The 21612-nt window shown below is 61.4% G+C and carries 20 protein-coding genes; 6 read left to right on the top strand and 14 right to left on the bottom strand.

The features are described 5' to 3' along the window. Positions 1–81: 81 nt before the first annotated feature. Positions 82–1617 (top strand): sensor histidine kinase, encoded by a 1536-nt coding sequence (locus FFM53_RS24125; protein WP_138391010.1) that lies wholly within the window; start codon positions 82–84, stop codon positions 1615–1617. On the opposite strand, the gene FFM53_RS24120 is transcribed toward FFM53_RS24125, so the two are convergent. Both FFM53_RS24120 and cobT read right to left on the bottom strand, forming a co-directional pair. Next, the gene (locus FFM53_RS24120; protein WP_131709238.1) at positions 1618–2001 is read right to left on the bottom strand and encodes a diacylglycerol kinase; all 384 of its coding nucleotides are present in this window, start codon (positions 1999–2001) and stop codon (positions 1618–1620) included. 128 nt (positions 2002–2129) lie between these two features. Continuing rightward, the gene (gene cobT, locus FFM53_RS24115) at positions 2130–3146 is read right to left on the bottom strand and encodes a nicotinate-nucleotide--dimethylbenzimidazole phosphoribosyltransferase (RefSeq protein WP_012757790.1); all 1017 of its coding nucleotides are present in this window, start codon (positions 3144–3146) and stop codon (positions 2130–2132) included. Positions 3147–3315: 169 nt separating this feature from the next. Here cobT and FFM53_RS24110 point away from each other — a divergent pair, with 169 nt between their 5' ends. The 5 genes from FFM53_RS24110 (at position 3316) to FFM53_RS24090 (ending at position 6760) form a co-directional block, all read left to right on the top strand. Beyond that, positions 3316–4098, top strand: coding sequence for an adenosylcobinamide-GDP ribazoletransferase (locus tag FFM53_RS24110; protein ID WP_138329177.1), 783 nt, complete (start codon positions 3316–3318; stop codon positions 4096–4098). Between the two features lie 18 nt (positions 4099–4116). Then, positions 4117–4335 carry a DUF1289 domain-containing protein gene (locus tag FFM53_RS24105; RefSeq protein ID WP_138329176.1) on the top strand — a complete coding sequence of 73 codons (219 nt, stop codon included), beginning with the start codon at positions 4117–4119 and terminating at the stop codon, positions 4333–4335. Next, entirely contained in the window at positions 4332–5033 is a 702-nt protein-coding gene (locus FFM53_RS24100; protein ID WP_138390990.1) for a TIGR02281 family clan AA aspartic protease, read from the top strand. Before FFM53_RS24105 ends, FFM53_RS24100 begins: the two co-directional genes overlap by 4 nt. Positions 5034–5298: 265 nt before the next feature. Beyond that, positions 5299–5736 (top strand): EamA family transporter, encoded by a 438-nt coding sequence (locus tag FFM53_RS24095; protein WP_138390989.1) that lies wholly within the window; start codon positions 5299–5301, stop codon positions 5734–5736. 100 nt (positions 5737–5836) lie between these two features. Then, complete coding sequence (locus FFM53_RS24090) at positions 5837–6760, top strand: LysR family transcriptional regulator (protein ID WP_138390988.1); 924 nt, start codon at positions 5837–5839, stop codon at positions 6758–6760. Here the strand turns inward: FFM53_RS24090 and FFM53_RS24085 are convergent. The 12 genes from FFM53_RS24085 to FFM53_RS24030 form a co-directional block, all read right to left on the bottom strand. Then, entirely contained in the window at positions 6723–7460 is a 738-nt protein-coding gene (locus FFM53_RS24085) for an SDR family oxidoreductase (RefSeq protein ID WP_138390987.1), read from the bottom strand. The genes FFM53_RS24090 and FFM53_RS24085 overlap by 38 nt on opposite strands. Before the next feature lie 110 nt (positions 7461–7570). Further along, entirely contained in the window at positions 7571–8332 is a 762-nt protein-coding gene (locus FFM53_RS24080; RefSeq protein WP_027667579.1) for an ABC transporter permease, read from the bottom strand. After that, complete coding sequence (locus tag FFM53_RS24075; protein WP_138390986.1) at positions 8329–9255, bottom strand: ABC transporter ATP-binding protein; 927 nt, start codon at positions 9253–9255, stop codon at positions 8329–8331. The genes FFM53_RS24080 and FFM53_RS24075 overlap by 4 nt, the downstream gene beginning before the upstream one ends. Before the next feature lie 451 nt (positions 9256–9706). Continuing rightward, a complete protein-coding gene (locus tag FFM53_RS24070; protein WP_138390985.1) occupies positions 9707–11320 on the bottom strand; it encodes a glycoside hydrolase family 43 protein in 1614 nt (537 codons plus the stop codon). Positions 11321–11418: 98 nt separating this feature from the next. Next, positions 11419–12450 (bottom strand): L-glyceraldehyde 3-phosphate reductase, encoded by a 1032-nt coding sequence (gene mgrA / locus FFM53_RS24065; protein ID WP_138390984.1) that lies wholly within the window; start codon positions 12448–12450, stop codon positions 11419–11421. Positions 12451–12577: 127 nt separating this feature from the next. After that, positions 12578–13711, bottom strand: a complete 1134-nt coding sequence (locus FFM53_RS24060; protein ID WP_017988583.1) for a Gfo/Idh/MocA family protein — start codon at positions 13709–13711, stop codon at positions 12578–12580. A 9-nt stretch (positions 13712–13720) separates the two neighbouring features. Further along, entirely contained in the window at positions 13721–14482 is a 762-nt protein-coding gene (locus tag FFM53_RS24055) for a sugar phosphate isomerase/epimerase family protein (protein ID WP_138329166.1), read from the bottom strand. Positions 14483–14519: 37 nt separating this feature from the next. Continuing rightward, positions 14520–16982: a beta-mannosidase gene (locus tag FFM53_RS24050; protein ID WP_138390983.1), complete on the bottom strand. Its 2463-nt coding sequence runs from the start codon at positions 16980–16982 to the stop codon at positions 14520–14522. A 124-nt stretch (positions 16983–17106) separates the two neighbouring features. Further along, on the bottom strand, positions 17107–18198 hold the full coding sequence (locus FFM53_RS24045; protein ID WP_173862949.1) for an ABC transporter ATP-binding protein: 1092 nt from the start codon (positions 18196–18198) through the stop codon (positions 17107–17109). A gap of 4 nt (positions 18199–18202) precedes the next feature. Continuing rightward, positions 18203–19147, bottom strand: a complete 945-nt coding sequence (locus FFM53_RS24040; RefSeq protein ID WP_138390982.1) for a carbohydrate ABC transporter permease — start codon at positions 19145–19147, stop codon at positions 18203–18205. Then, on the bottom strand, positions 19140–20045 hold the full coding sequence (locus FFM53_RS24035; protein WP_029870732.1) for a carbohydrate ABC transporter permease: 906 nt from the start codon (positions 20043–20045) through the stop codon (positions 19140–19142). The genes FFM53_RS24040 and FFM53_RS24035 overlap by 8 nt, the downstream gene beginning before the upstream one ends. A gap of 183 nt (positions 20046–20228) precedes the next feature. Beyond that, entirely contained in the window at positions 20229–21464 is a 1236-nt protein-coding gene (locus tag FFM53_RS24030) for an ABC transporter substrate-binding protein (protein WP_138329163.1), read from the bottom strand. Positions 21465–21612 lie beyond the last annotated feature (148 nt).

The raw sequence follows: 21612 nt of genomic DNA, 5'->3' as shown, positions 1-21612 counted from the left end.
CCTTGGCAAAGATGGCAAACATCTTCTTAAGAATTGCCGGTTAAGCTCTTATCCACCCTGGGATGAAGTTTCAACGTGCACATGAGTACCGGCGTAAGCACATCGACCGACAAGATCATCGTCGACAGGTCGCGCAGCCACCGCAACAAGGCCGTTTCCAAGGCCGTGCGGCAGACGCGCGAACGTCTTCAGTCCGGTCATGCGTCCAATTCCTCCTTCGATCGTGACGTGCTCGACATGTATGTGGCGTCGGTGCTGCAGGGCGCGACGATCATGCCGCTCTTCGTCGTCATCATCACCACGCTTGGCGTCTATTTCACTGAAGATACGCAATTGATCTTCTGGGCGCTGCTGACACTCACCTGTCACGCCGGCAATATCCTGCTTGCAAGGCGCGCGCGCCGGCAGGAGATCACCTCCGAGAGCGCCCGCAAATGGCGCCGCCTGCTGCTCTCCGGCCAGTTCCTGATTGGCTGCTGCTGGGCCGTCTTCGCATTGCAGGGCTGCGACACCTGCGAGCCGTCGAGCTTCATTCTTTATAAGGGCGCCACGCTGCTGATCGCGCTCTCCGTCACGGCGATGTCGAACTTCATGCTGACGCCCGCCGTGCTCGCCGCCTTCTCGCCGGCGGTCCTGGCGCTTGCCGCCAAGAGCGGCCTGTCGCGCGACCTCCTCGAAATCAGCCTGACGGGGCTCTTCACCACCACCCTCGTCTTCTTCAATTATATCAGCGACCGGCTCTTCAAGTCGAACCTCAGGATCCTTTCCTACCAATCGGAGAAGGACGACCTGATCGCCGAGCTGGAAGTGGCGAAATCGATGTCGGACGAGGCTCGCCGCCGCGCCGAAGAGGCAAACCTCGCCAAGTCACGCTTCCTTGCCTCCATGTCGCACGAACTCAGAACCCCGCTCAACGCCATCCTCGGCTTTTCCGAGGTGATGTCGGCCGAAGTCATGGGGCCGCTCGCCAATCCGACCTACAAGGAATATGCCGGCGATATCCACCGCTCCGGCCAGCATCTGCTCGATCTCATCAACGAGATCCTCGACCTGTCGCGCATCGAGGCCGGCAAATACGAGCTGAGCGAGGAGGCGATCTCGCTTCTCGATATCACCGAAGATTGCATCGGCATGGTCCAGCTGCGCGCCCGCGCCAAGAACATTGCCATTTCGGACCAGTTCGAGCGGCAGCTGCCGGCCATCTGGGCCGACGAAAAGTCGATGCGCCAGGTGGTGCTCAACCTTCTCTCCAATGCCGTCAAGTTCACGCCGCAGGGCGGCGAGATCCACGTCAAGGTCGGCTGGACCGCCGGCGGCGGCCAGTACATCTCGATCAAGGACAATGGCCCCGGCATTCCGGAAGAAGAGATTCCCGTCGTCCTGTCGGCCTTCGGCCAGGGCTCGATCGCCATCAAGAGTGCCGAACAGGGCACCGGCCTCGGCCTGCCGATCGTCCAGGCGATCCTTGCCAAGCATGACGGACAGTTCCTGCTGAAATCGAAGCTGCGCGAGGGCACCGAAGTTATCGCCATCCTGCCCGCCAAGCGCGTGCTCCAGAGCCTGCCGGCCGTCGAGGAGGCCCAGGCGGTCGCGCGCAAGCGCAAGAGTTTTGCCTGATCAACTAAAGAACAGGTGCTTGCCGAGGACGAAGCCGAGATAAAGGCAGCAGGCGGCGATCATGCAGGTCACCGCGAAGGAGCCGAGATCCTTGGCATGTTTGCCGACGATCGAAATCTCCGGCGAAATCCGGTCGATCACCTCTTCGACGGCGGTATTCATCGCCTCCATCGAAAAGAGCCCGAGAAACAGAAGCACCGCGACGACGATCTCGCCCGCAGTGGCTCCCACCAGCGCCAGCGCCGCGATCGAAACGACGAAGAAGCCAAGTTCCTGGCGGAAGGCTGCCTCTTTCAGCACCCGCAGGAAACCCGCCCAGGAATAGCTGGCGGCGGCGATGAAATGCCGAAGTCCGGTCTCTTTCGTCACCGCAGGCTTCGTCAAGATGCCCTCTCCTCTTCCCGTTGCATCAAACCGGGGAGCCTCCCCATCAATGAGCGAATACGCAAATACCGAATCCACTTGAGGCGTGCAAGCGAACGCGTGCGGATCGCACAGCGCCGACCGCGACCTTAATGCTTGTTCGACACACCTGCCTGGGCGAAGGTCGCCATGCCGGAATGACAGGCGGCGGCCGCCTTGACGATACCGGCGGCAAGCGCCGCACCGGTGCCTTCGCCGAGCCGCATGCCGAGCGCCAGAAGCGGCGTCTTGCCGAGCATCTCGATTGCGCGAAGATGTCCGGGCTCGCCGGAGACATGGCCGATCAGGCAATGATCGAGTGCCGACGGATTGGCGGCTTTGAGGATGGCCGCCGCTGCGGTCGCGACATAACCGTCGATCAGCACCGGGATGCGTTCCATGCGCGCAGCAAGGATGGCGCCGGCCATCGCCGCGATCTCGCGGCCGCCAAGCCGGCGCATGATCTCGAGCGGATCGTCGAGATGGTCAGCATGCAGCGCCACCGCCTTTTCCACCGCCGCGATCTTGCGCTCCAGCATCTCGCCTTCCGAACCAGTGCCCGGCCCCACCCAGTCGCGCGCGGAGCCGCCATAAAGCGCATAGTTGATCGCCGCCGCAATCGTCGTATTGCCGATGCCCATCTCGCCGATGCAAAGCAGGTCGGTGCCGCCGGCGATCGCCTCCATGCCGAAGGCCATAGTCGCGGCGCAATCGCGCTCGGAAAGCGCGGCTTCTTCGGTGATGTCGCCGGTGGGATAATCGAGCGCCAGATCGAAGACTTTCAGCCCGAGATCATAGGCGACGCAGATCTGGTTGATGGCAGCACCGCCCGCTGCAAAGTTCTCGACCATCTGTTGCGTCACCGTTGGCGGAAAGGGCGTGATGCCCTGCCTGGTGACGCCGTGATTGCCGGCAAAGATCGCCACCAGCGGCCGGTTGACGGCAGGTGTGCGGCCCGTCCAGGCAGCAAGCCAGAAGGCGATTTCCTCGAGCCGCCCGAGCGCGCCCGGCGGCTTGGTCAGCTGCGCGTCACGTTCGCGCGCCGCCACCAGCGCGCGGGCATCCGGCCCCGGCAGGTCACGGAGCAGGGTACGGAAATCGTCGAACGGCAGGCCTGAAACGCTCATCTGTGCGGTTTTCCTATGAATCCGGGTATTCTTGTTTTTTTCCCGCAAATCAGCTTCTTTGCGGATGGCAACTCTCTTAAAGCGGGCGGACGAGGCGAACAACTCCAAAAGCGCCGCCGCGACCATAAGCCGAGACCACAAGCCGAAACCTCTGGCAGAACGAAGCAGAATGAAGATCAAGGACTATGCGGTCGATACCGCCCGCGCCGTCGCCTTCCTCAGCCGCATTCCCATGCCGCCATCGCTGTTCAAAGGCTATGACGGCAGGCTCGGTCGGCTGGTGCGCGCCTTTCCCTTTGCCGGCATCGTCATCGGTTTCATACCCGCACTCGCCCTCCTCCTGCTTTTGGGGCTGCGTGCGGACCCGCTGATGGCAGCCTTGATCGCGCTTTCCATCCAGGTCCTCGTCACCGGCGCGCTGCACGAGGACGGTCTGGCCGATACGGCCGACGGCATCGGCGGCGGCAAGAGCCGCGAACAGAGCCTCCTCATCATGAAAGACAGCCGGATCGGCACTTATGGCGCGATAGCGCTGATCCTCTCCTTGGCGATCCGCGCAGCCGCGCTTGCTGTGATCGTCCGCCATTCCTCGCCGGTCACTGCAGCCCTCGCCATTCCCGCCGTCGCGGCTCTCAGCCGCGGCGCCATCGCCTGGCACTGGCAGCGGTTGGCACCGGCAAAGGCCGATGGCGTGGCCGCCTCGACCGGCCAGCCGGACGAGGCGGCGATGCAGTTTGCGCTCGCCTCAGCCGGCCTCGTCGCAGCGCTTCTGATCTGGCCTGCATTCGGCCTGCGGCCGCTGGTTGCAAGCCTGCTCGCCACCGGCATCGCAGGGTTTGCCTTCACCGCTTTCATCCGCCGCAAGCTTGCCGGCCACACCGGCGATACGCTGGGCGCGACGCAGCAAATTTGCGAGATCGCCACTCTTTGCGCCCTTGCCACGGCTCTTTGAAACTCCGATATATCCTTCATGCAAACACCCTGCATTCACCTCTGCTCCTTGGAGCCCAGCACCGGATTTTGCGCCGGCTGCGGCCGGACTCTTCAGGAAATCGGCAGCTGGACGAGCTATTCCGACACTGAGCGAAGGCGGATCATGGAGCTGCTGCCGGCAAGGCTTGCAGGTGCCGCCACACTGTCGAACCATATGAAAACGAACCTCGCCGGTGGGCCGGAGCGGCCTTTATGATCCGTTTGACCGTCTTCCTCGTCGTGATCGGCATCGGCCTTGCCGTGCTGATCGTCAACAATGACAGCAGCCGCATCCTTGGCCTGCAGAGCGACGACTTCGGCCGCGTCGTCTATCTGCTGCCGATCGCTCTGATGCTGTCGGCCGGCATTTGGGCGAGCCGGCGCAGCGTCAGCGAAACGATGCGTCAGATGATGATCTGGCTGGTCATCATCCTGGCGCTCGTGACCGTCTACCTCTATCGCCAGGAAGCGCTCGGCGTCGGCAACAGGCTGCTCGCCGGCCTCGTTCCCGGCCGCGCCGTCGTCGTCACCACAAGCGAGGGCGGCCAGGAGATCATCCTGCACAAGCTGCTGAACGGCCATTTCCAAGCCGATGTCGCGGTCAACGGCCAGACGATTGAGATGCTCGTCGATACCGGCGCCAGCATGGTGGCGCTGTCGCGCGAAGATGCCGAACGGATCGGCATCGACCTCTCCCGCCTCACCTATTCCATGACGGTCATGACCGCCAACGGCCGCGGCCGCGCAGCACCCGTCACGCTCGACCAGGTAGCGATCGGCCCGATCGTCCGCAACAATGTCGCAGCCAGCGTCTCCGAGGATGGCCGGCTCGACCAGAGCCTGCTCGGTATGAGCTTCCTGGAAACGCTGGGCTCGCTGCAGATGCAGACCGACGAACTCCGCATGCGCGACTAATTGCGGCTCCACCGCTTTACGGCGACGACCGGATCTGGCAGCTTGAGCGCAAGAACAACAAGACCACAAAGAGCAAAAAGAAACTCCTGCCGCATAATTCCTTAAATCGGAATCGATATAAGGAATTATGCAACAATTCAAAGTGCTACAGCGTCCTTTGCGCGTCTGAAAAGACGCGCGGCGCTGTAGTCTGGTGGCACCGCATGTTCGACCGGCCTTCGCCCGAGGCGAGGCCTTGACCCATGGGTGCGACAGGAGCTTCGCGATGAATTCACTCTGGCTGATCGTCATCGGCGGCGTTCTGCCCGCCCTGTTCTGGGGCATCACCGCCATCTTCCAGAAGCAGAGCGCCACATCAGCCACCGGCTCCGCCGTCTATCTGATCGCCTTCGGCGCCGCCTGTGCGTTGGCTGGCCTGATCGCCGCCCTGATCTGGCGCCCTGCCCCCTGGACCGCCGAAGGTCTCGGCTTTGCCGCCACCGCAGGCGCCTGCTTTGCCGTCGGCACCGGCCTCATCAGCTTTGCGCTTTTCACTTACGGTGTCCCCGTCTCAAAACTCGCGCCGATCTGGAGCTGCAACGTACTGGTGACGCTGGCGATAGGCGCCGTCTTTCTCGGCGAAGCCTCCGAGCTCGACGTAATGAAGCTCGTCGCCGGCACCCTCCTCATCATCTCGGGCGCCCTTCTCGTCAGCAGCGCTTGACGGGAACTGGTGTGCCGCCACATGCTCCTGCGTTGCAGCGCCTTCTGCTTTGTTGATATCCTGAGTCCAGGCGCCTCTGCGCGCCGTACCGGAGCTCGACATGAACCCACGACAATTGAAGACATTCCTTGCGGTGATCCGGCACGAAAATCTCACGCGCGCCGCTGCCGAGGTCAATCTCGCTCAGTCAAGCCTCAGCGACCAGATACAGGCGCTGGAAGAGGAACTGGGCGCAGAACTCTTCCTCCGCTCCCGGCAGGGCGTCGTCCCGACAGCGGCAGGTTCGGTCCTCAAGGCTTACGCCGAAGAGATATTGGCGCTGAACGACGAAGCGAATGCCGCCGTCAGCGCCGCGGCCGGCAGCGCGGAGCAGTCCGTCACATTGGGCACGCTCGAAACCATCGCCGCCGAAAGACTGGCACCGTGGCTGTCACTCTTTCGCGGGAAGAACCCAGACGTCGGCCTCAAGCTCAAGGTCGGCGGCAGCGGCGAATTACTTGCGCAATTGCAGCAGGGCTCGATCGACGTCGCCTTCACCTTCGATCGCGGACAGCAGGATGAGCGCTTCTTGACGCGCCGCATCTGCAGCGAACCGCTGGTGTTGATTGCCGGCGGCGATTCACAAGCCCGACCACCGGTGAGCCTCGCGACACTGAGCAGCGCCCCCTTCGTCGCCACCGAAACCGGCTGCGTCTACCGTCACCTGTTCGACACTGCCTTTGCCGAAGCGCAGATTGCAGCACCATCAATCGTCACCGAAGCCGACAGCATCGCGACGATCGTCCGGCTCGTCGCATCCGGCACCGGTTATGGCCTCGTGCCGCGCCTTGCGGTCGGCCCGGCCGCAACACGGGGCGACGTCGTCGAACTGCCATGGCCGGGCAGTCCACCTGCCGCTTCACTGGTGATGATGTGGCGGCGCATGCGCGTGCAGCCGCCAGCGCTTACCCTCCTGCTGCAATCGGCAAGCGAAGAACTCTCGCCGCTCAGACCAGCCGATGCCCGCCTTCGACATGCAGGATAGTGCCTGTCGTGAATCCATTGCCGATCAGGAAGCGGATCGCATCGGCAATATCATCGGGCCGTCCAACGCGTCCGGCCGGCAGGCGCTGTGCCATAGCATCAAGCGTTGCCTGCTTGGCCTCGCCGGCGACGAAGCTCCAGATCGGCGTGTCCACCCATCCGGGCGACACCGCGTTGATCCGGATCGGCGCCAGTTCAACAGCAAGCGCCCTGACCATGCCTTCGAGCGCCGCATTGACGGCTGCGACCACCGATCCACGCGCCGCCGGCCGGTAGGCCGCGACACCTGACGTATAGGTGATCGATCCTGACGGCGGCAAATGGGCGGCACCATATTTTGCCAGCAGCAGCGGCCCGTAGATTTTGCTTTCGACCACCCTTTGCGCCGCCGTAAGCTCCATCTTAGGCAGCAGCTGATAGGCGCCTTCGATATCGGCCGCCGTGCTGACGATGTGATCGACCGGCCCACTATTGCGGAAAAGCGTCGCGACCTCTTCCTCGCGCGATATATCGACGGCAACCGTCGCCAATCCAGGATGGTCACCGAGATTGCGGCGGGCCGCCGTAAGCTTATCTTCGCTGCGTCCGGCGATCGTCACCGCCGCCCCTTCCCCGAGCAACCGCGCCGCCAGCGCCAGCCCCATTCCGGAACTGCCGCCAACAATAATGATCCTCGCGCCTTCGATCCTGATATCCGTCATCTGCCATCTCCTTCTCGGCTGATGCAGCAGATGCCTCGGATCAGAGCGGAAAAAAAACGGAAGAAACCGATGGTGTCATCGGGTTTTCCGATGAGTGTTTCAGAAAACGATCAGTTGCGCAGCCGGTAACCGGTCTTGAAGATCCAGGCGAGCGTTCCCAGGCAGATCACCAGGAACACCGTGATCATCGCCAGGCTGATCGCCGGGTTGACGTCGGCGATCCCGTAAAAACTCCAGCGGAAGCCGCTGACGAGATAGAGCACCGGGTTGAGGTGGCTGACCGCCTGCCAGAAGGGTGGCAGCATGCTGACGGAATAGAAGCTGCCGCCGAGGAAGGTCAGCGGGGGCACAACCAGCATGGGAATGAGGTTCAACTGTTCGAAATTGCCGGCCCAGATGCCGATCATGAAGCCGAACAGGCTGAAGGTGATCGCCGTCAATAGGAAGAACAGGATCATCATGAAGGGATGCTCGATCCTGACGTCGACGAAGAGATTGGCGGTCAGGAGGATGATGAAGCCAATGATCATTCCCTTGGTCGCCGCCGCCCCGACATAACCGAGCAGGATCTCCGTCATCGCCACCGGCGCGGAAAGCACCTCGTAGATCGTGCCGGTGAATTTCGGGAAATAGATGCCGAAAGAGCCGTTGCTGATGCACTGTCCGAGCAGCGTCAGCATGATCAGGCCGGGCGTGATGAAGGCGCCGTAGGACACACCCTCTACCTCCTGGATGCGTGATCCGACCGCGGCGCCGAAAACGATGAAATAGAGCGAGGTCGAGATCACGGGCGAGATGACGCTCTGCAGCAGCGTGCGGCGCGTGCGCGCCATCTCGAAGAAATAGATCGATTTGACGGCCTCGATGTTCATTTTTCCGCTCCCACCAGCGCCACAAAGATGTCCTCGAGCGAGCTTTGCCGCGTCGAGAGATCCTTGAAATGGATATTGTTCTCACCGAGCCGGGTCAGCAGGGCCGCGATGCTTTCCTGTTCGTTGCCAGCGTCGAAATCATAGGTCAGCCGGTTGCCGTCTGCTTCCAGCGTCAGCCCGTTGCCGGCAAAACAATCCGGCAGGCGGCTGAGCGGTTCGGTGAGATCGAGGATGAGCTGCTTGCGGCCGAGCTTGGCCATCAGCGCCGCCTTGTCCTCGACGAGCAGCAACTTGCCGCCATTGATGACGCCGACGCGGTCGGCGATTTCCTCGGCCTCTTCGATATAATGGGTGGTCAGGATGATCGTGACGCCAGAGGCCCTAAGCTCTTCGACGACATGCCACATGTCCTTGCGCAGCGTCACGTCGACGCCGGCGGTCGGCTCGTCGAGGAAAAGGATATCCGGCTCATGCGAGAGCGCCTTGGCGATCAGCACCCGTCGCTTCATCCCGCCGGAGAGCTGGCGCAGCATATTGTCCTTCTTGTCCCAGAGCGACAGCGCGCGCAGCACCTTCTCGATATGCGCAGGATTGGCTTTCTTGCCGTGCAGCCCGCGCGAAAAGCTGACTGTATTGAACACCGTCTCGAACTGATCGGTGGTGAGCTCCTGCGGCACCAGCCCGATCATCCCGCGGGTGGCGCGGAAATCCTTCACGACGTCGTGGCCTGCGACCAGCACCCGACCGCTGCTCGGATTGGCGATGCCGCAGATGATCGAGATCAGCGTCGTCTTGCCCGCGCCGTTCGGCCCGAGCAGCGCCAGGATCTCACCCTTTTCGACGTCGAGATTGATGCCCTTCAGGGCCTCGAACCCATTGGAGTAGGTCTTGGTGAGGTTCTGAACGGAAATGATGGGGGCCATGCGGGACTCTTGCGGATTCTCGGAAGTTACTTCGGCCCGCTATATAGTCCCTTTGTAACGCTTTAACATCCTTTAGCGCATGAACACTGCATTCACGTGCTGCCAACACAGTTGGCCCGCCGAAGCGGTTGGCCGGCGAAAGAAAGGCAGCGTCGGCTTCAGATGTCATCATCCGGTGATCTTCATGCCCGATAAGGGAGCCGAGGCCAGCACCGGCATCCGCCCCGCCGCCACCCCTTTGCGGAGCCGTCTCCGGGTGTTCTCGTTGCACCCCTTTTTTGCTGCCTCGGCATGTAGTCAAAGTTATTGTTCAGTTACGAAGTGCTTGGAACCGGCCAGTATCCCCTGTTCAGCCGCGTTCGTCTTAGCCGGCCCTGCGCCGGCTTTCTTTTTTCGTTTCCCAGCTCATTCTTTCTGTAGTCCACCGTGGATGAAAGCGACTAGGTGCCCCTCACAGCTCGTCGTAATTGAACCAGTCAAAATCCGCGGCCTTCGCCCGGCCCGACGTATCGAAGGCAAACACGCCGGTGAAAGCGCCGGTGAAGGAGCCATGTTCGCCGCGTCCGCCCTCGTCTGAGATCACCCCGGCATCGAGGACCGGGCCGATCGGTTGCCAGGCGCCCTTGCCTTCGGTCTGCCAGAAGAATTGCAGGTCGTTCTCGCGGATTTCCATGGCGAGCTGGACGCGGCCCTCGGCGGCGATCGCCACGCCGCTGTCGACGGGAAAGCTCAAGCGTCCGTTCGGGTAGTCGCCGTTGCAGGAGAGGATCGTCACGCAGCGGCCGAGTGTTTCGTGCAGCGTCACCGCGACGGCGTGGAATTTGTGGCGGTTGTAGTAATGCGTCAGCCCCGCAACCTGCTGATAGGTGTCGGGCGAGAAGTCGATCACGGTTTCGGCGCGGAAACTGTGGTGTTCCTGACGGCGGGCGACCAGCGACTGTTCAAACCAGGAGCCAATACTCTCACGCGCAATCAGGCGCAAATGGCCGACACGATCCGTCAGGTTGAAGATGCGCGCGGGCTCGGGCGTGCGTAGCCACTGGAAATCGGCAGGCAATGTGCCGCCGTCGAAGTTGTATTCGCTGCGCATCGGCTTTTCCACGGGCACCGCGCCAAAGAGGCCCGGCACATCGACATCGGGCACTGAGGTGCCGTTTTCAAGATAGAGCCAGTCATCGTCGCGCCAGACGCATTTCTGTAAGGATGTCTCGCGCCCCAGCGTGCAGCGCCGTTTCGGCGGTAGCGGCCGGCCGCAGAGATGGGTGTGATAGGCCTCGCCCTCGGGCGTCTCGACATATTGACCGTGCCCTGCCCGCTGCAGCACCGCGCCCGGGTGATCCTTGGAGGTGATGAGATGCATGTTCGGATGCATCTCATAGGGTCCGTCGATCTTTCGCGACCGCGCCATGGTGACGGCATGGTCGTAGCCGGTACCGCCCTCTGCGGTGGTCAGGTAATACCAGCCGTTGCGCTTGAAGAGATGCGGACCCTCGACGAGGCCGAGCGGGCTGCCGGCGAAAATATTGTTGATCGGCCCCTTCAGCGCCTTTGCCGCCGGATCCCATTCCTGCAGCAGGATGCCGTCGAAGGCCGGCGATTTCGGCGAGCCGCCATAGCTTTCGGTACGGTGGTTCCACTGCATGTTGACGAACCACTTGCGGCCGTCATCGTCGTGGAAGAGCGAGGGATCGAAGCCGGAGGAATTGACATAGACCGGCTCGGACCATTCGGCCTCGATCGTAGGTGCCGTGACGATGTAGTTCGGCGCATCCTTGAAATTGCCGTCGTAGCGCTTGACGTCGGTATAGACCAGCCAGAACTGCCCGTCGGCATAGGACAGGCAAGGCGCCCAGATGCCGCAGCTATCGGGATTGCCGCGCATGTCGAGCTGTGATCTGCGCTCCAGCGGCCGGCGCACCAGCGTCCAGTTCACCAGGTCGCGCGAATGGTGGATCTGCACGCCGGGAAACCATTCGAAGGTCGAGGTGGCAATGTAATAATCAGCGCCGACGCGGCAGATCGACGGATCGGGATTGAACCCGGGCAGGATGGGATTGCGGATCATGACAGGGTCTCCTCCGAACGGCGGTGCTTTTTTTGCTGTACGTACATCAGATTATAACAGTAAAAGGCCCGGAAAACTTGCCTCCGGGCCTGAGATGACTATTCGCGTTCGGCGGACTTGGCCCAGAGATTGATGTCGGCCTCGCGGGCATAAACGTCGATCTCAGCAAGCTCCTCTACACTGAATTCGAGATTGTCGAGCGCCTTGACGCAATCGACGATCTGCGACGAGCGGCTTGCGCCGATCAGCGCCGAGGTCACGCGGCCGCCGCGCAGTACCCAGGCGATCGCCATCTGCGCCAGCGTCTGGCCGCGCCTTTCGGCGATCTCGTTGAGCTTGCGGATATTGTCGATGATCGAGGGGCGGATGTAGTCGCGCTTGAGAAAGTGGTTCTGCGCCGCGCGGCTGTCTTCGGGAATGCCGCCGAGATATTTCGTCGTCAGCATGCCCTGGGCGAGTGGCGAGAAGACGATCGAGCCCATGCCGACCTCATCCAGCGTATCGAGCAGCCTGTCGTCCTCTACCCAGCGGTTGAGCATCGAATAGCTCGGCTGGTGAATCAGGCACGGCGTGCCGAGATCCTTGAGGATCTTTGCAGCTTCGCTCGAGCGCTGCGAATTATAGGAGGAGATGCCGACATAGAGTGCCCGGCCGGAACGGACGATATGGTCGAGCGCGCCGCAGGTCTCTTCCAATGGCGTTTCCGGGTCGAAGCGGTGCGAATAGAAGATGTCGACATAATCGAGGCCCATGCGCTTCAGGCTCTGGTCGCAGGAGGCGATCAGGTATTTGCGGCTGCCCCATTCGCCATAAGGGCCGGGCCACATGTCGTAGCCGGCCTTGGATGAGATGATCAGTTCGTCGCGAAGCCCGACGAATTCGGTGCGCATGATTTCGCCGAAGGCGGTCTCGGCGCTGCCAGGAGGCGGGCCGTAATTGTTGGCGAGGTCGAAATGGCTGATGCCGAGGTCGAAGGCCGTGCGGCACATATCGATTTTGCGATCATGCGGCGTGTCGCCGCCGAAATTGTGCCAAAGGCCGAGCGAGACGGCCGGCAGCTTCAGGCCAGAACGGCCCGTGCGGTTATATTTCATTTTCGAATAACGGTCTGCGGCTGGTTGCCAGCTCATGATCCCAATCCTTAAAAGCAATTCCGGGAAAAGCGTGCAGCATTTTCCCTGGGAATTGCGCGTAACAAATGATCGAAGCAAAAAGGCGCGGGCTTATCGCCCGCGCCGACAATAAGGTTTCGCAGGCCTACTTCAAGAGCGCCTGCGCCTCCTCGATGCCGAGGGCGGCCGGTTGCGTGCAGGTCGTGGTCAGGTCGATGAAACGGCCCTCTTCGCCAGATTTCAGGATCGAGGTCATGACGTCGACGCCGTGCAGCGTGCGGTCGAGCGAGCAACGCGCATCGCGGCCTTCGATCAGTGACATCGCCATGTCGGCAAGGCCGGCGGTGCGGTAGTTGGCGCGCGATCCGTTCGGGCTTTCCTGATTGATCTTGCCGAATGGATGCTCCCAGGCGTCGAGCGGCTTGATGTCCTTGTCGCGGCCGCTTGCCTCGACGGTGCCGCCGAAGAAGTTCGGATCCGGCACGTAGAGCGAACCGTCGGTGCCGTAGAGTTCCATATTGGCATGGCGGTGCGACCAGACGTCCCAGCTCGCCGTCAGCGTCACCGTGGCGCCGTTGACGAATTCGAGCAGCGCCTGGATCGTCGTCGGCGTCTTGACCGGGATGATCTCACCGTTGCGCGGCTGGCTGGTGATGGTGCGGGTCGGCGACGCCATCGAGGTCATGCCGCCGACACGTTTGACCGGGCCGATCAGGTTGATCAGGTTGGCGATGTAATAAGGGCCGAGATCGAGGATCGGGCCACCGCCCGGCAGAAAGAAAAAGTCCGGGTTCGGATGCCACATCTCCATACCGGGGCTCATCACGTAACAGGCGCCCGAGGTCACCCGGCCGATGCCGCCGTCATCGATGAACTTGCGGGCAAGCTGATGGGCGCCGCCGAGGAAAGTGTCGGGCGCACAGCCGACGGCAAGGTTCTTTTCCTTGGCGATGCGACGAAGCTCCTCACCCTCCTCGAGCGAAAGCACCAGCGGCTTTTCGGAATACACGTGTTTTCCGGCCTCGAGGATCGCCTTCGATACCCGGAAATGCGCATCCGGGATCGTCAGGTTGACGACGACGTCGATCTCGTCATTGACGAGAAGCTCATCGATCGTCTGCGCTTTGACGCCATATTCCTTGGCGCGCGCCTCGGCCGCCTGCGCGTTGATATCGGCGCAGGCCAGCACCTTCAGCCCCTTGAAGAGCGGTGCCAGTGAGAAGTAAGTGGTGGAGATATTGCCGCATCCGATGATGCCGACGCCAAGTTCCCTGGTCATGATGAAGCCTCAGTAGGTCTGGAAGGATGCGATCGAGCGGCTGATGTTGCGGTCGATGTCATTCGGGTTATCGTGTTCGACGACGTAGTGCTTGGCCTTGGTGGCGCGCAGCGCCGTCATCAGCCTGGCCCACTCGACCTTGCCGTGGCCGACATCGGCCCAGCCGCTCTCATCCGCCGCTTCGCCCGCCGGCGCGATGTCCTTGACATGCACGGCGGTGATCCGCGGTCCGAGCTTCTCGACCCAGGCGAAGGGATCGGCGCCGCCACGGATAACCCAGGCGATATCGGCCTCCCAGGAAATGTCGGGCGCGCCTTCGAAGATGTGCTCGATCGGCCGCGAGCCGTCCTGCAGCTTGAAGAATTCGAAATCGTGATTGTGCCAGCCGAATTCGTAGCCGGCAGCCTTATACGGCTTGCTGATCTCCTGCAGGCGCTTGCCAAAGGCGACCCAACCGGCGGCGTCGGACGGGCGTTCCTCGGCCGCCAGATGCGGCGCATAGATCGAATCCATGCCCAGGGTCTTGGCAATGTTCAGCGACTTCTCGACTTCCTTCTCCAGGAAATCGGGGCTGAAATGGCCGGTCGCCATGACCAGGCCGTTCTTGTCGAGATCGGCGCGAAGGCTCTTCAGCCCGGCATCATCGAGATCGGCATAGATGCCGCCGAAGCCCTCGACTTCGGCATAGCCAGCCTTGCCGAGCTTTTCGAAGATCGCCGAATAGGGCTGGAAGTTGCGGGCGCTATAGAGCTGGTAGCTAAGTTTCGTCATCATGTTCTCCTTGGGCCTCGTGCCCATTCTTGCAAGATCAATCTGCCGACTGGCAGGAATACAAGTCGTAGAACCGGAACTCCGGAAGCGCGCCACGATCAAGCGGCCGTGCCGGGGTAAAGGTGATCCGGCGGCTCTCGCCGGCCGCAAGATCGAAGGCGTTGTCGGAATATTTGCCGTCCGTCTCGGTCTCGATCATCACGAAAAGCGCAAGTCCCCTAGCGGTGACGTTGATGTCGACGGCGCCATTCTCCTCGACATATTCGTGGGTGACAGCAAGCCCCGCGGGCTCCAGCTCCAGCGCCTTGTAGGTGCCGTTGACGTAATGCCCCTCGCCGCCCGTACCGTTCGACGCGGTGAAGTGCCAGGCAAGCAGCGTTCCCTCTGGAATATCGGAGACGTCGATGCTCGTGGCAGTGACGGCCGCATCCGGCGAACACACGGCCTGCACGTCCTTCAGATGCCGGCGTTCGCCCTTCGTCGTCAGCAGCGAGATCGAAAGATCGACGCTGACATTGGCAAGCGTGTCGTTAACAAGCGAGAAGCGGATCGTCTTTCCGTCATCGGAAGGAATGGCAGCGACCGCGACCGGCTGGAAGAAGCGCTTGACGAGGTAGTGCATCGCTTTCCAGCGGCCGCCATAGTCGAGGCTCGACCAGGAGGCCACTGGCCAGGTGTCGTTGAGCTGCCAGTAGATCGTGCCCATGCAATGGGGTTTGAGCGACCGCCAGTATTCCACCGCCGTCTTGATCGCCAGCCCCTGCTGGATCTGGGAGAGATAGACGAAGTTCGGAAAATCCTTGGGGAAGCGGAAATAGCGGAACATCGTGCCGGCGATGCGCTCGTTGCCGCCGGCATTCTTCTGGTGCAGCTCCATGACGGGGGAAGCGACGTTCATGTCCTTCTCCTCGGCATAGGTCCTGATCACAGGCAGCGACGTATAGGACTGGAAGCCGAATTCCGAGCAGAAGCGCGGACGCACCGAGCGGTAATTGTCGAACGACTTGTTCTCGTGCCAGACCGACCAGTAGTGCATGTCGCCGGACCCGTCCGCATGCCAGGCATCGCCGAAATCGAGATAGCCGGACGCCGGGCTCGACGGCCACCAGAGCGCGCCGGGCAGCGCCTTCTTCACCGCCTGCTCGATGGTGCGGTTGAGGCGATCATAGGAGACGAGATAGCGGTCGCGGTCCTTCCTCGATTCCTCAAACCAGGTGAGCGCACCCACCAGCTCGTTGTCGCCGCACCAGAGCACGATCGACGGATGCGAGGAGAGCCGGCGCACCTGGTAATCGACCTCGATCGTTACATTGTCGAGGAAGTCCTCGGTCGAGGGGTAGAGGTTGCAGGCGAACATGAAGTCCTGCCAGACCATGAGGCCCAGTCGGTCGCAGAGATCATAGAAATGATCCTGCTCGTAGAAGCCGCCGCCCCAGACGCGGATCATATTCATATTGGCGGCTTTGGCCGATTGCAGCAGGTCCTCGGTCTTCTCAGGCGAAGACAGCGAAAACAGCGCGTCGGCCGGGATCCAGTTGGCGCCGCGGCAGAAGACCTCGCGGCTGTTGACCTTGAAAGCGAAGCGGCTGCCTGACGCATCCGGCGTGGTGATCAGCTCGATGGTGCGAAGACCGATCTGCTTGATAACCTCATCCGTCGGCAATTCGACGGATAGCCTGTAGAGCGCCTGCTCGCCGCTGCCGGAGGGCCACCAGAGGCGCGGGTTGTCGATATGGAAGAGGTGGTTGACATGGGTCTCGCCGTTGACGCCGACATCGAGGCGCACGCGCTCGCCGTCGAGCTCGAAATAGACCTGGGCAATGTCTGGCCCCTTGGAAAACAGCGTCGCCGTCACTTTGAGATCGACCGAACCGTCATTATTGTGGGTCTGGCGGGTGACGACGTGTTCGATGCGCGCCGTTTCGAGCTTTTTCAGCGCGATCGTCCCGTAGAGGCCGAGCGGCGCAATGGCAATGTTCCAGTCCCAGCCGAAATGGCATTGCGGCTTGCGCAGCATGTTGCCGTCGGGGATCGGCGAATTGCCCGTGCTGTAGGGAATGTAAAAGGGCTGCTGCTTCTGTCGCGCAGCGCCGACGGCAATGTTGGAGGCAAAGACGATGCGGATGCTGTTGTCGCCTGATTTCAGCATGCTGGAGACGTCAGGCCGGTAGCGGCGGAAGCTGTTGTCGGCTTCGAGCGCCAGGAAGCCGTTGACGTGGACGCTGGCGACCGTGTCGAGATAATCGATATCGAGATACCAGTCGCCTTCGACCTCCGGAAGCGTGAAGCTGCGCTCGACGGCCCATTCGCGCTCGGCCACCCACTGCACCTTTTCCTCATTGCGGCCGAAATAGGGATCGGGGATCAGCCCTGCACGGTGGAGCGCGGTGTGCACGTCGCCCGGCAGCATGATCGCAGTACGGATCTCGCCGTCGACAGAGGCGAGCTGCCACGAACCGGAAAGGTCGATGTTGAAACCGTTCTTCGGCAAGGATGTCATAGTAGTATCCTGATCGGGCCGCTCCTGGGAGGCGCCGGACAAGCCGGACCACGGCCGAATTTGGCTGGCCTGATGGCCGATTGGAGGTAGGGCGGCGCCATTTCGGCCCCGCCCGCAGAGTTCTCTAGAGACGCAGCTCGCTTTCGGCATCGAAGACCGAGGCAACCGTCATGTCGAAGCTGAGCTTCACCTTGGCTCCGACGTTGAAGCGGCGTGCGCCGTTGACACGTACAGACATCGTGTGACCGGCATGTTTCAGCCACAGCAGATTGTCCGCGCCCATCGGCTCCTCGATATCGACGGTGGCGTCATGTTCTTCGCCGCCGGTATTCTCGTTAACCTTGATGTGTTCAGGACGAACGCCGAGAACCACTTTGCGGCCGGGCTGCAGCGTCTCGCCAGCGTCGTAGTCAGCGAGCGAGAAAATGACGCCGTTGGCTAAAAAGGCAATGCCCTCGCCTGATTTGACCAGCTCACCGTGCAGGAAATTCATCGACGGCGAGCCGATGAAGCCGGCAACGAACAGATTGCGCGGCCTGTTATAGATCGTCGTCGGATCGTCGAGCTGCTGGATGATGCCGCTCTTCATGATGGCGATGCGGTCGGCAAGCGTCAGCGCCTCGATCTGGTCGTGGGTCACGTAGATCATCGTGTTCTTCAGCGACTGGTGCAGGCGCTTGATCTCGACGCGCAGCTCCGAGCGGAGCTTGGCGTCGAGATTGGACAGCGGCTCGTCGAACAGGAAGACGTCGACGTCGCGCACCAGTGCCCGGCCGATCGCCACGCGCTGGCGCTGGCCGCCGGATAGCTCAGCCGGCTTGCGCTTCAGCAGCGGCTGAATCTGCAGGATTTCGGAAGCACGTGCCACCCGCTTGTCGATCTCGGCCTGCGGCACCTTGGCGACGCGAAGACCGAATGACAGGTTCTTCTCGACGGTCATCTGTGGATAGAGCGCATAAGACTGGAACACCATGCCGATGCCGCGGTCCTTCGGCTCTTCCCAGGTAACGTTCTTGCCCTTGATGAAGATCTGCCCTTCCGAGGCGTCGAGCAGGCCGGCGATGCAATTCAGCAAGGTCGACTTGCCGCAGCCGGACGAGCCGAGCAGCACCAGGAATTCGCCGTCGTTGATGTCGAGATTGAGATCCTTCAGCACGCTCACCGCGCCGAAATTCAGGGACAGATCCTTGATGGAGACGCTTGCATTCATATTCATGAGATCAACCCTTCACTGCGCCGGCGGCGATGCCGCGGACGAAAAGCCGCCCCGACACGAAGTAGACGATGAGCGGCACGAGACCGGTGAGGATCGTTGCCGCCATGTTGACGTTGTATTCCTTCACGCCCTGGACGGAATTGACGATGTTGTTGAGCTGCACGGTCATCGGGTAGGTATCCGGCCGGGTGAAGACCACGCCGAACAGGAAGTCGTTCCAGATGCCGGTCACCTGCAGGATCATCGCGACCACGAAGATCGGCAGCGACATCGGCAGCATGATCCGCAGGAAGATCTGCCAGAAGCCCGCCCCGTCGACACGCGCCGCTTTGAACAGTTCCTCCGGCAGCGACACGAAATAGTTGCGGAAAAGCAGCGTCAGGATCGGCATGCCGAAGATCGAATGCACGACAATGAGGCCGGTCAGCGTGCCGTAGATGCCGATTTCGCGCAGGATGATGACGATCGGATAGATCATCACCTGATAGGGAATGAATGCGCCGACGATGAGGATCGAGAAAAAAAGCTCGGATCCTCTGAAGCGCCAGTTTGCCAGCGCGTAGCCGTTCACCGAGGCGATCGCGATCGAGATGATCACCGACGGCACCGTGATGCGAACTGAATTCCAGAAGCCGCGCGACAGGCCATCGCAGTTGAGCCCGGTGCAGGCCTGCGCCCAGGCTTTCACCCAGGGTTCGAAGGTGATCTCCATTGGCGGCGAAAAGATGTTGCCGAGACGGATTTCCGGCATGCCCTTCAGCGACGTCACGACCATCACATAGAGCGGCAGCAGATAGTAGAGCGCTGCGATCGTCAATGTGCCATAGAGCATGATGTTGCGCGCCGACACCGCAGGGCGCGGCCGGGGGCCGCTGGGGCCTTCGCCGAGTTTCGGCGCGACGGCGTCGATGCCGGCAGACGTGGTGTTGAGAGTTCCTACATCAGCCACGCTTGCGCCCTCCGCCGAATTCCAGATAGGCCCACGGAACGATAATGATCGCGACTGTGACGAGCATCATGGTCGAGGCAGCAAAGCCCTGCCCCAGGTTCTGCGCCTGGAACATGTAATCGTAGACATATTTCGCCGGCACTTCCGAGGAGATGCCCGGTCCGCCCGATGTCTGCGCGACCACGAGGTCGTAGACCTTGACGATGCCGGAGGCGATGATGACGATCGTCGTGATGAAGACCGGCCGCATCATCGGGATGACGATGAAGAGATAGGTCCTCCACATCGGAATGCCGTCCACACGCGCCGCTTTCCAGATGTCCTCGTCGATCCCACGCAGGCCGGCAAGCATCAGGCACATGACGAGACCCGTCCCCTGCCACAGCGCCGCGATCAGAATGCCGTAGATGACGATTTCAGGCGTATAGAGCGGATTGAAAGTGAAACTTGTCCACCCCATCGAGCGCACCACAGCCTGGATGCCGAAATCGGGGTTCAGAACCCATTGCCAGACGAGGCCCGTCACGATGAAGGACAGCGCGAAGGGATAGAGAAAGATGGTGCGGAAAGTGTTTTCGAAACGGATCTTCTGGTCCATCAGCGCGGCAAGCATGAAACCGATGACCAGGCTGAAGATCAGCGAGAGAATGCCGTAGACAGCCAGATTCTCGATCGCCGTCACCCAGCGCGGCGCAGCCCACAGGCGCTCGTACTGATCGAAGCCGACAAAGCTCAACCGCGGAAGGAGCTTGGAATTGGTGAAGGAATAAAAAACCGTCCACAACGTCCCACCGACAAAGATCACCAGCGCCGTCAGGATCATCGGAATGGACGCAATCTTGGCATTCAGATTGCGCAGTAACTTATTTGGCCGGCCTGCTCGCGCTTGACCCGTCATGAATACTTCTCCTCAAATCGCAACTGCGACCAGTGACAGATCGGCAAGGCGCCGCCTGTCGTCTCCATCTCCGAAACCTGCTGAAGATACCAGAGATACGCCGCCGCCCGCCGGACCATCACCTGCCGTCCGGAACGGTCCGGCACCATGGGTGCCGGACCGCAAGGGCAGCGAATCTGCTGATCAGTCAGCAGAAGCGATGATCCCGGCGAAACGCTTCTGAGCGTCTTCCGGCGTCATCGACGGATTGGCGAAGAATTCGGAGAAGAGGTCTTCCTTCTGCTTCTGGCTGTCGGCCGAAAGCAGCTGGTCGGTGCCTTGGATCACGTTGCCCTTGGCCAGGATGTCGAGACCCTTCTTCATGCAATCATTGGCGGCGGCGAGATCGACGTCGCCGCGAACCGGCAGCGAACCCTTCTTCAGATTAAAGGCAACCTGGGTCTTGGGATCGAGCAGGGTCTTGGCAAGCACGGCCTGCGCCTTGGACTTTTCTTCGTCCTTCAGCAGCGGGAAGTAGAAGGCGTCGCCGCCAGTCGAGATGATCTCGTTCACGCCGAGGCCCGGCAGGCAGGTATAGTCGGTACCGGCCTTTTGACCGGCGAGCGCGAACTCACCCTGCGCCCAGTCGCCCATGATCTGGCCGCCGGCCTTGCCTGTGATGACAAGGTTGGTGGCCTGGTTCCAATCCTGGACGTTGCTGCCTTTGGCCATGCGCCGAGCGTCGTCGGCCGCCTTGAAGACCTTGGCGATTTCGGGACCGGCGGCAACTTCCGCATCCTTGTCCTTGAAGACCTTGTTGAAGGTATCCTTGCCGGCGACCGCAACCATCAGCACGTCGAAGGCGCCAGTTGCCTGCCACGGCTGACCGCCGACGGCGAGCGGAATGATGCCGGCCTTTTCGAGAGCCGGAGCAGCAGCGACGAACTCGTCCCAATTCTTCGGAACCTCGACGCCGGCCTTCTTGAAGGCGGCGTTCGAAAGCCACAGCCACTGCCAGGAGTGGATGTTGACGGGAGCGCAGTAGATCTTGCCGTCGATGGTGCAGGAATCGAGCAGGCTCGACGGACGAATAATGTCCTTCCACTTCTCGGCGGTCGCCACATCGGTCAGATCGCGCATCAGGCCGGCCTGGACAAGTTCCTCGGCCTGGCGGCCATGGTTGAACTGGGTTGCTCCCATCGGATCACCGCCGGTGATGCGGCTGATCATGATCGGACGGGCAGTGCCGCCGGAACCGGCGATAGCACCGTCGACCCAGTGGTTGCCGGTGGCGTCGAATGCCTTTGCCAACTCGGCGACGGCAGCGGATTCGCCGCCCGATGTCCACCAGTGCGTGACTTCGAGATCGGTGGCGTTGGCGGCGCTGAACGGAAGCGCGACCGAAGCGGCAAGCACGGCCGCCATTATACGGATTTTCATGAGTTCTCCTCCCTCACTGAAACGTTGCCGGAAAAACTTAGATCAATCGATTTCTCCACGCAACTGCCCGCAGGCAAATTTTTCCGTGATAACCGGAATTGCTACTTCTGCCTGTTTACATCAGGAGCACTGCATCCCCTTGAAACGA

The organism is Rhizobium indicum (genome assembly GCF_005862305.2).
Lineage (GTDB): Bacteria > Pseudomonadota > Alphaproteobacteria > Rhizobiales > Rhizobiaceae > Rhizobium > Rhizobium indicum.
Note: the sequence above shows the minus strand (reverse complement) of the source record. Positions and strands in the feature narration are given on the sequence as shown.

What these genes read in the sequence shown, in the direction of transcription:
- FFM53_RS24125 (WP_138391010.1), top strand. Translation starts at nt 82, where the DNA reads ATGAGTACCGGCGTAAGCACATCGACCGACAAGATCATCGTCGACAGG.
- cobT (WP_012757790.1), bottom strand. Translation starts at nt 3,146, where the DNA reads ATGAGCGTTTCAGGCCTGCCGTTCGACGATTTCCGTACCCTGCTCCGT.
- FFM53_RS24110 (WP_138329177.1), top strand. Translation starts at nt 3,316, where the DNA reads ATGAAGATCAAGGACTATGCGGTCGATACCGCCCGCGCCGTCGCCTTC.
- FFM53_RS24105 (WP_138329176.1), top strand. Translation starts at nt 4,117, where the DNA reads ATGCAAACACCCTGCATTCACCTCTGCTCCTTGGAGCCCAGCACCGGA.
- FFM53_RS24100 (WP_138390990.1), top strand. Translation starts at nt 4,332, where the DNA reads ATGATCCGTTTGACCGTCTTCCTCGTCGTGATCGGCATCGGCCTTGCC.
- FFM53_RS24095 (WP_138390989.1), top strand. Translation starts at nt 5,299, where the DNA reads ATGAATTCACTCTGGCTGATCGTCATCGGCGGCGTTCTGCCCGCCCTG.
- FFM53_RS24090 (WP_138390988.1), top strand. Translation starts at nt 5,837, where the DNA reads ATGAACCCACGACAATTGAAGACATTCCTTGCGGTGATCCGGCACGAA.
- FFM53_RS24085 (WP_138390987.1), bottom strand. Translation starts at nt 7,460, where the DNA reads ATGACGGATATCAGGATCGAAGGCGCGAGGATCATTATTGTTGGCGGC.
- FFM53_RS24080 (WP_027667579.1), bottom strand. Translation starts at nt 8,332, where the DNA reads ATGAACATCGAGGCCGTCAAATCGATCTATTTCTTCGAGATGGCGCGC.
- FFM53_RS24075 (WP_138390986.1), bottom strand. Translation starts at nt 9,255, where the DNA reads ATGGCCCCCATCATTTCCGTTCAGAACCTCACCAAGACCTACTCCAAT.
- FFM53_RS24070 (WP_138390985.1), bottom strand. Translation starts at nt 11,320, where the DNA reads ATGATCCGCAATCCCATCCTGCCCGGGTTCAATCCCGATCCGTCGATC.
- mgrA (WP_138390984.1), bottom strand. Translation starts at nt 12,450, where the DNA reads ATGAGCTGGCAACCAGCCGCAGACCGTTATTCGAAAATGAAATATAAC.
- FFM53_RS24060 (WP_017988583.1), bottom strand. Translation starts at nt 13,711, where the DNA reads ATGACCAGGGAACTTGGCGTCGGCATCATCGGATGCGGCAATATCTCC.
- FFM53_RS24055 (WP_138329166.1), bottom strand. Translation starts at nt 14,482, where the DNA reads ATGACGAAACTTAGCTACCAGCTCTATAGCGCCCGCAACTTCCAGCCC.
- FFM53_RS24050 (WP_138390983.1), bottom strand. Translation starts at nt 16,982, where the DNA reads ATGACATCCTTGCCGAAGAACGGTTTCAACATCGACCTTTCCGGTTCG.
- FFM53_RS24045 (WP_173862949.1), bottom strand. Translation starts at nt 18,198, where the DNA reads ATGAATATGAATGCAAGCGTCTCCATCAAGGATCTGTCCCTGAATTTC.
- FFM53_RS24035 (WP_029870732.1), bottom strand. Translation starts at nt 20,045, where the DNA reads ATGACGGGTCAAGCGCGAGCAGGCCGGCCAAATAAGTTACTGCGCAAT.
- FFM53_RS24030 (WP_138329163.1), bottom strand. Translation starts at nt 21,464, where the DNA reads ATGAAAATCCGTATAATGGCGGCCGTGCTTGCCGCTTCGGTCGCGCTT.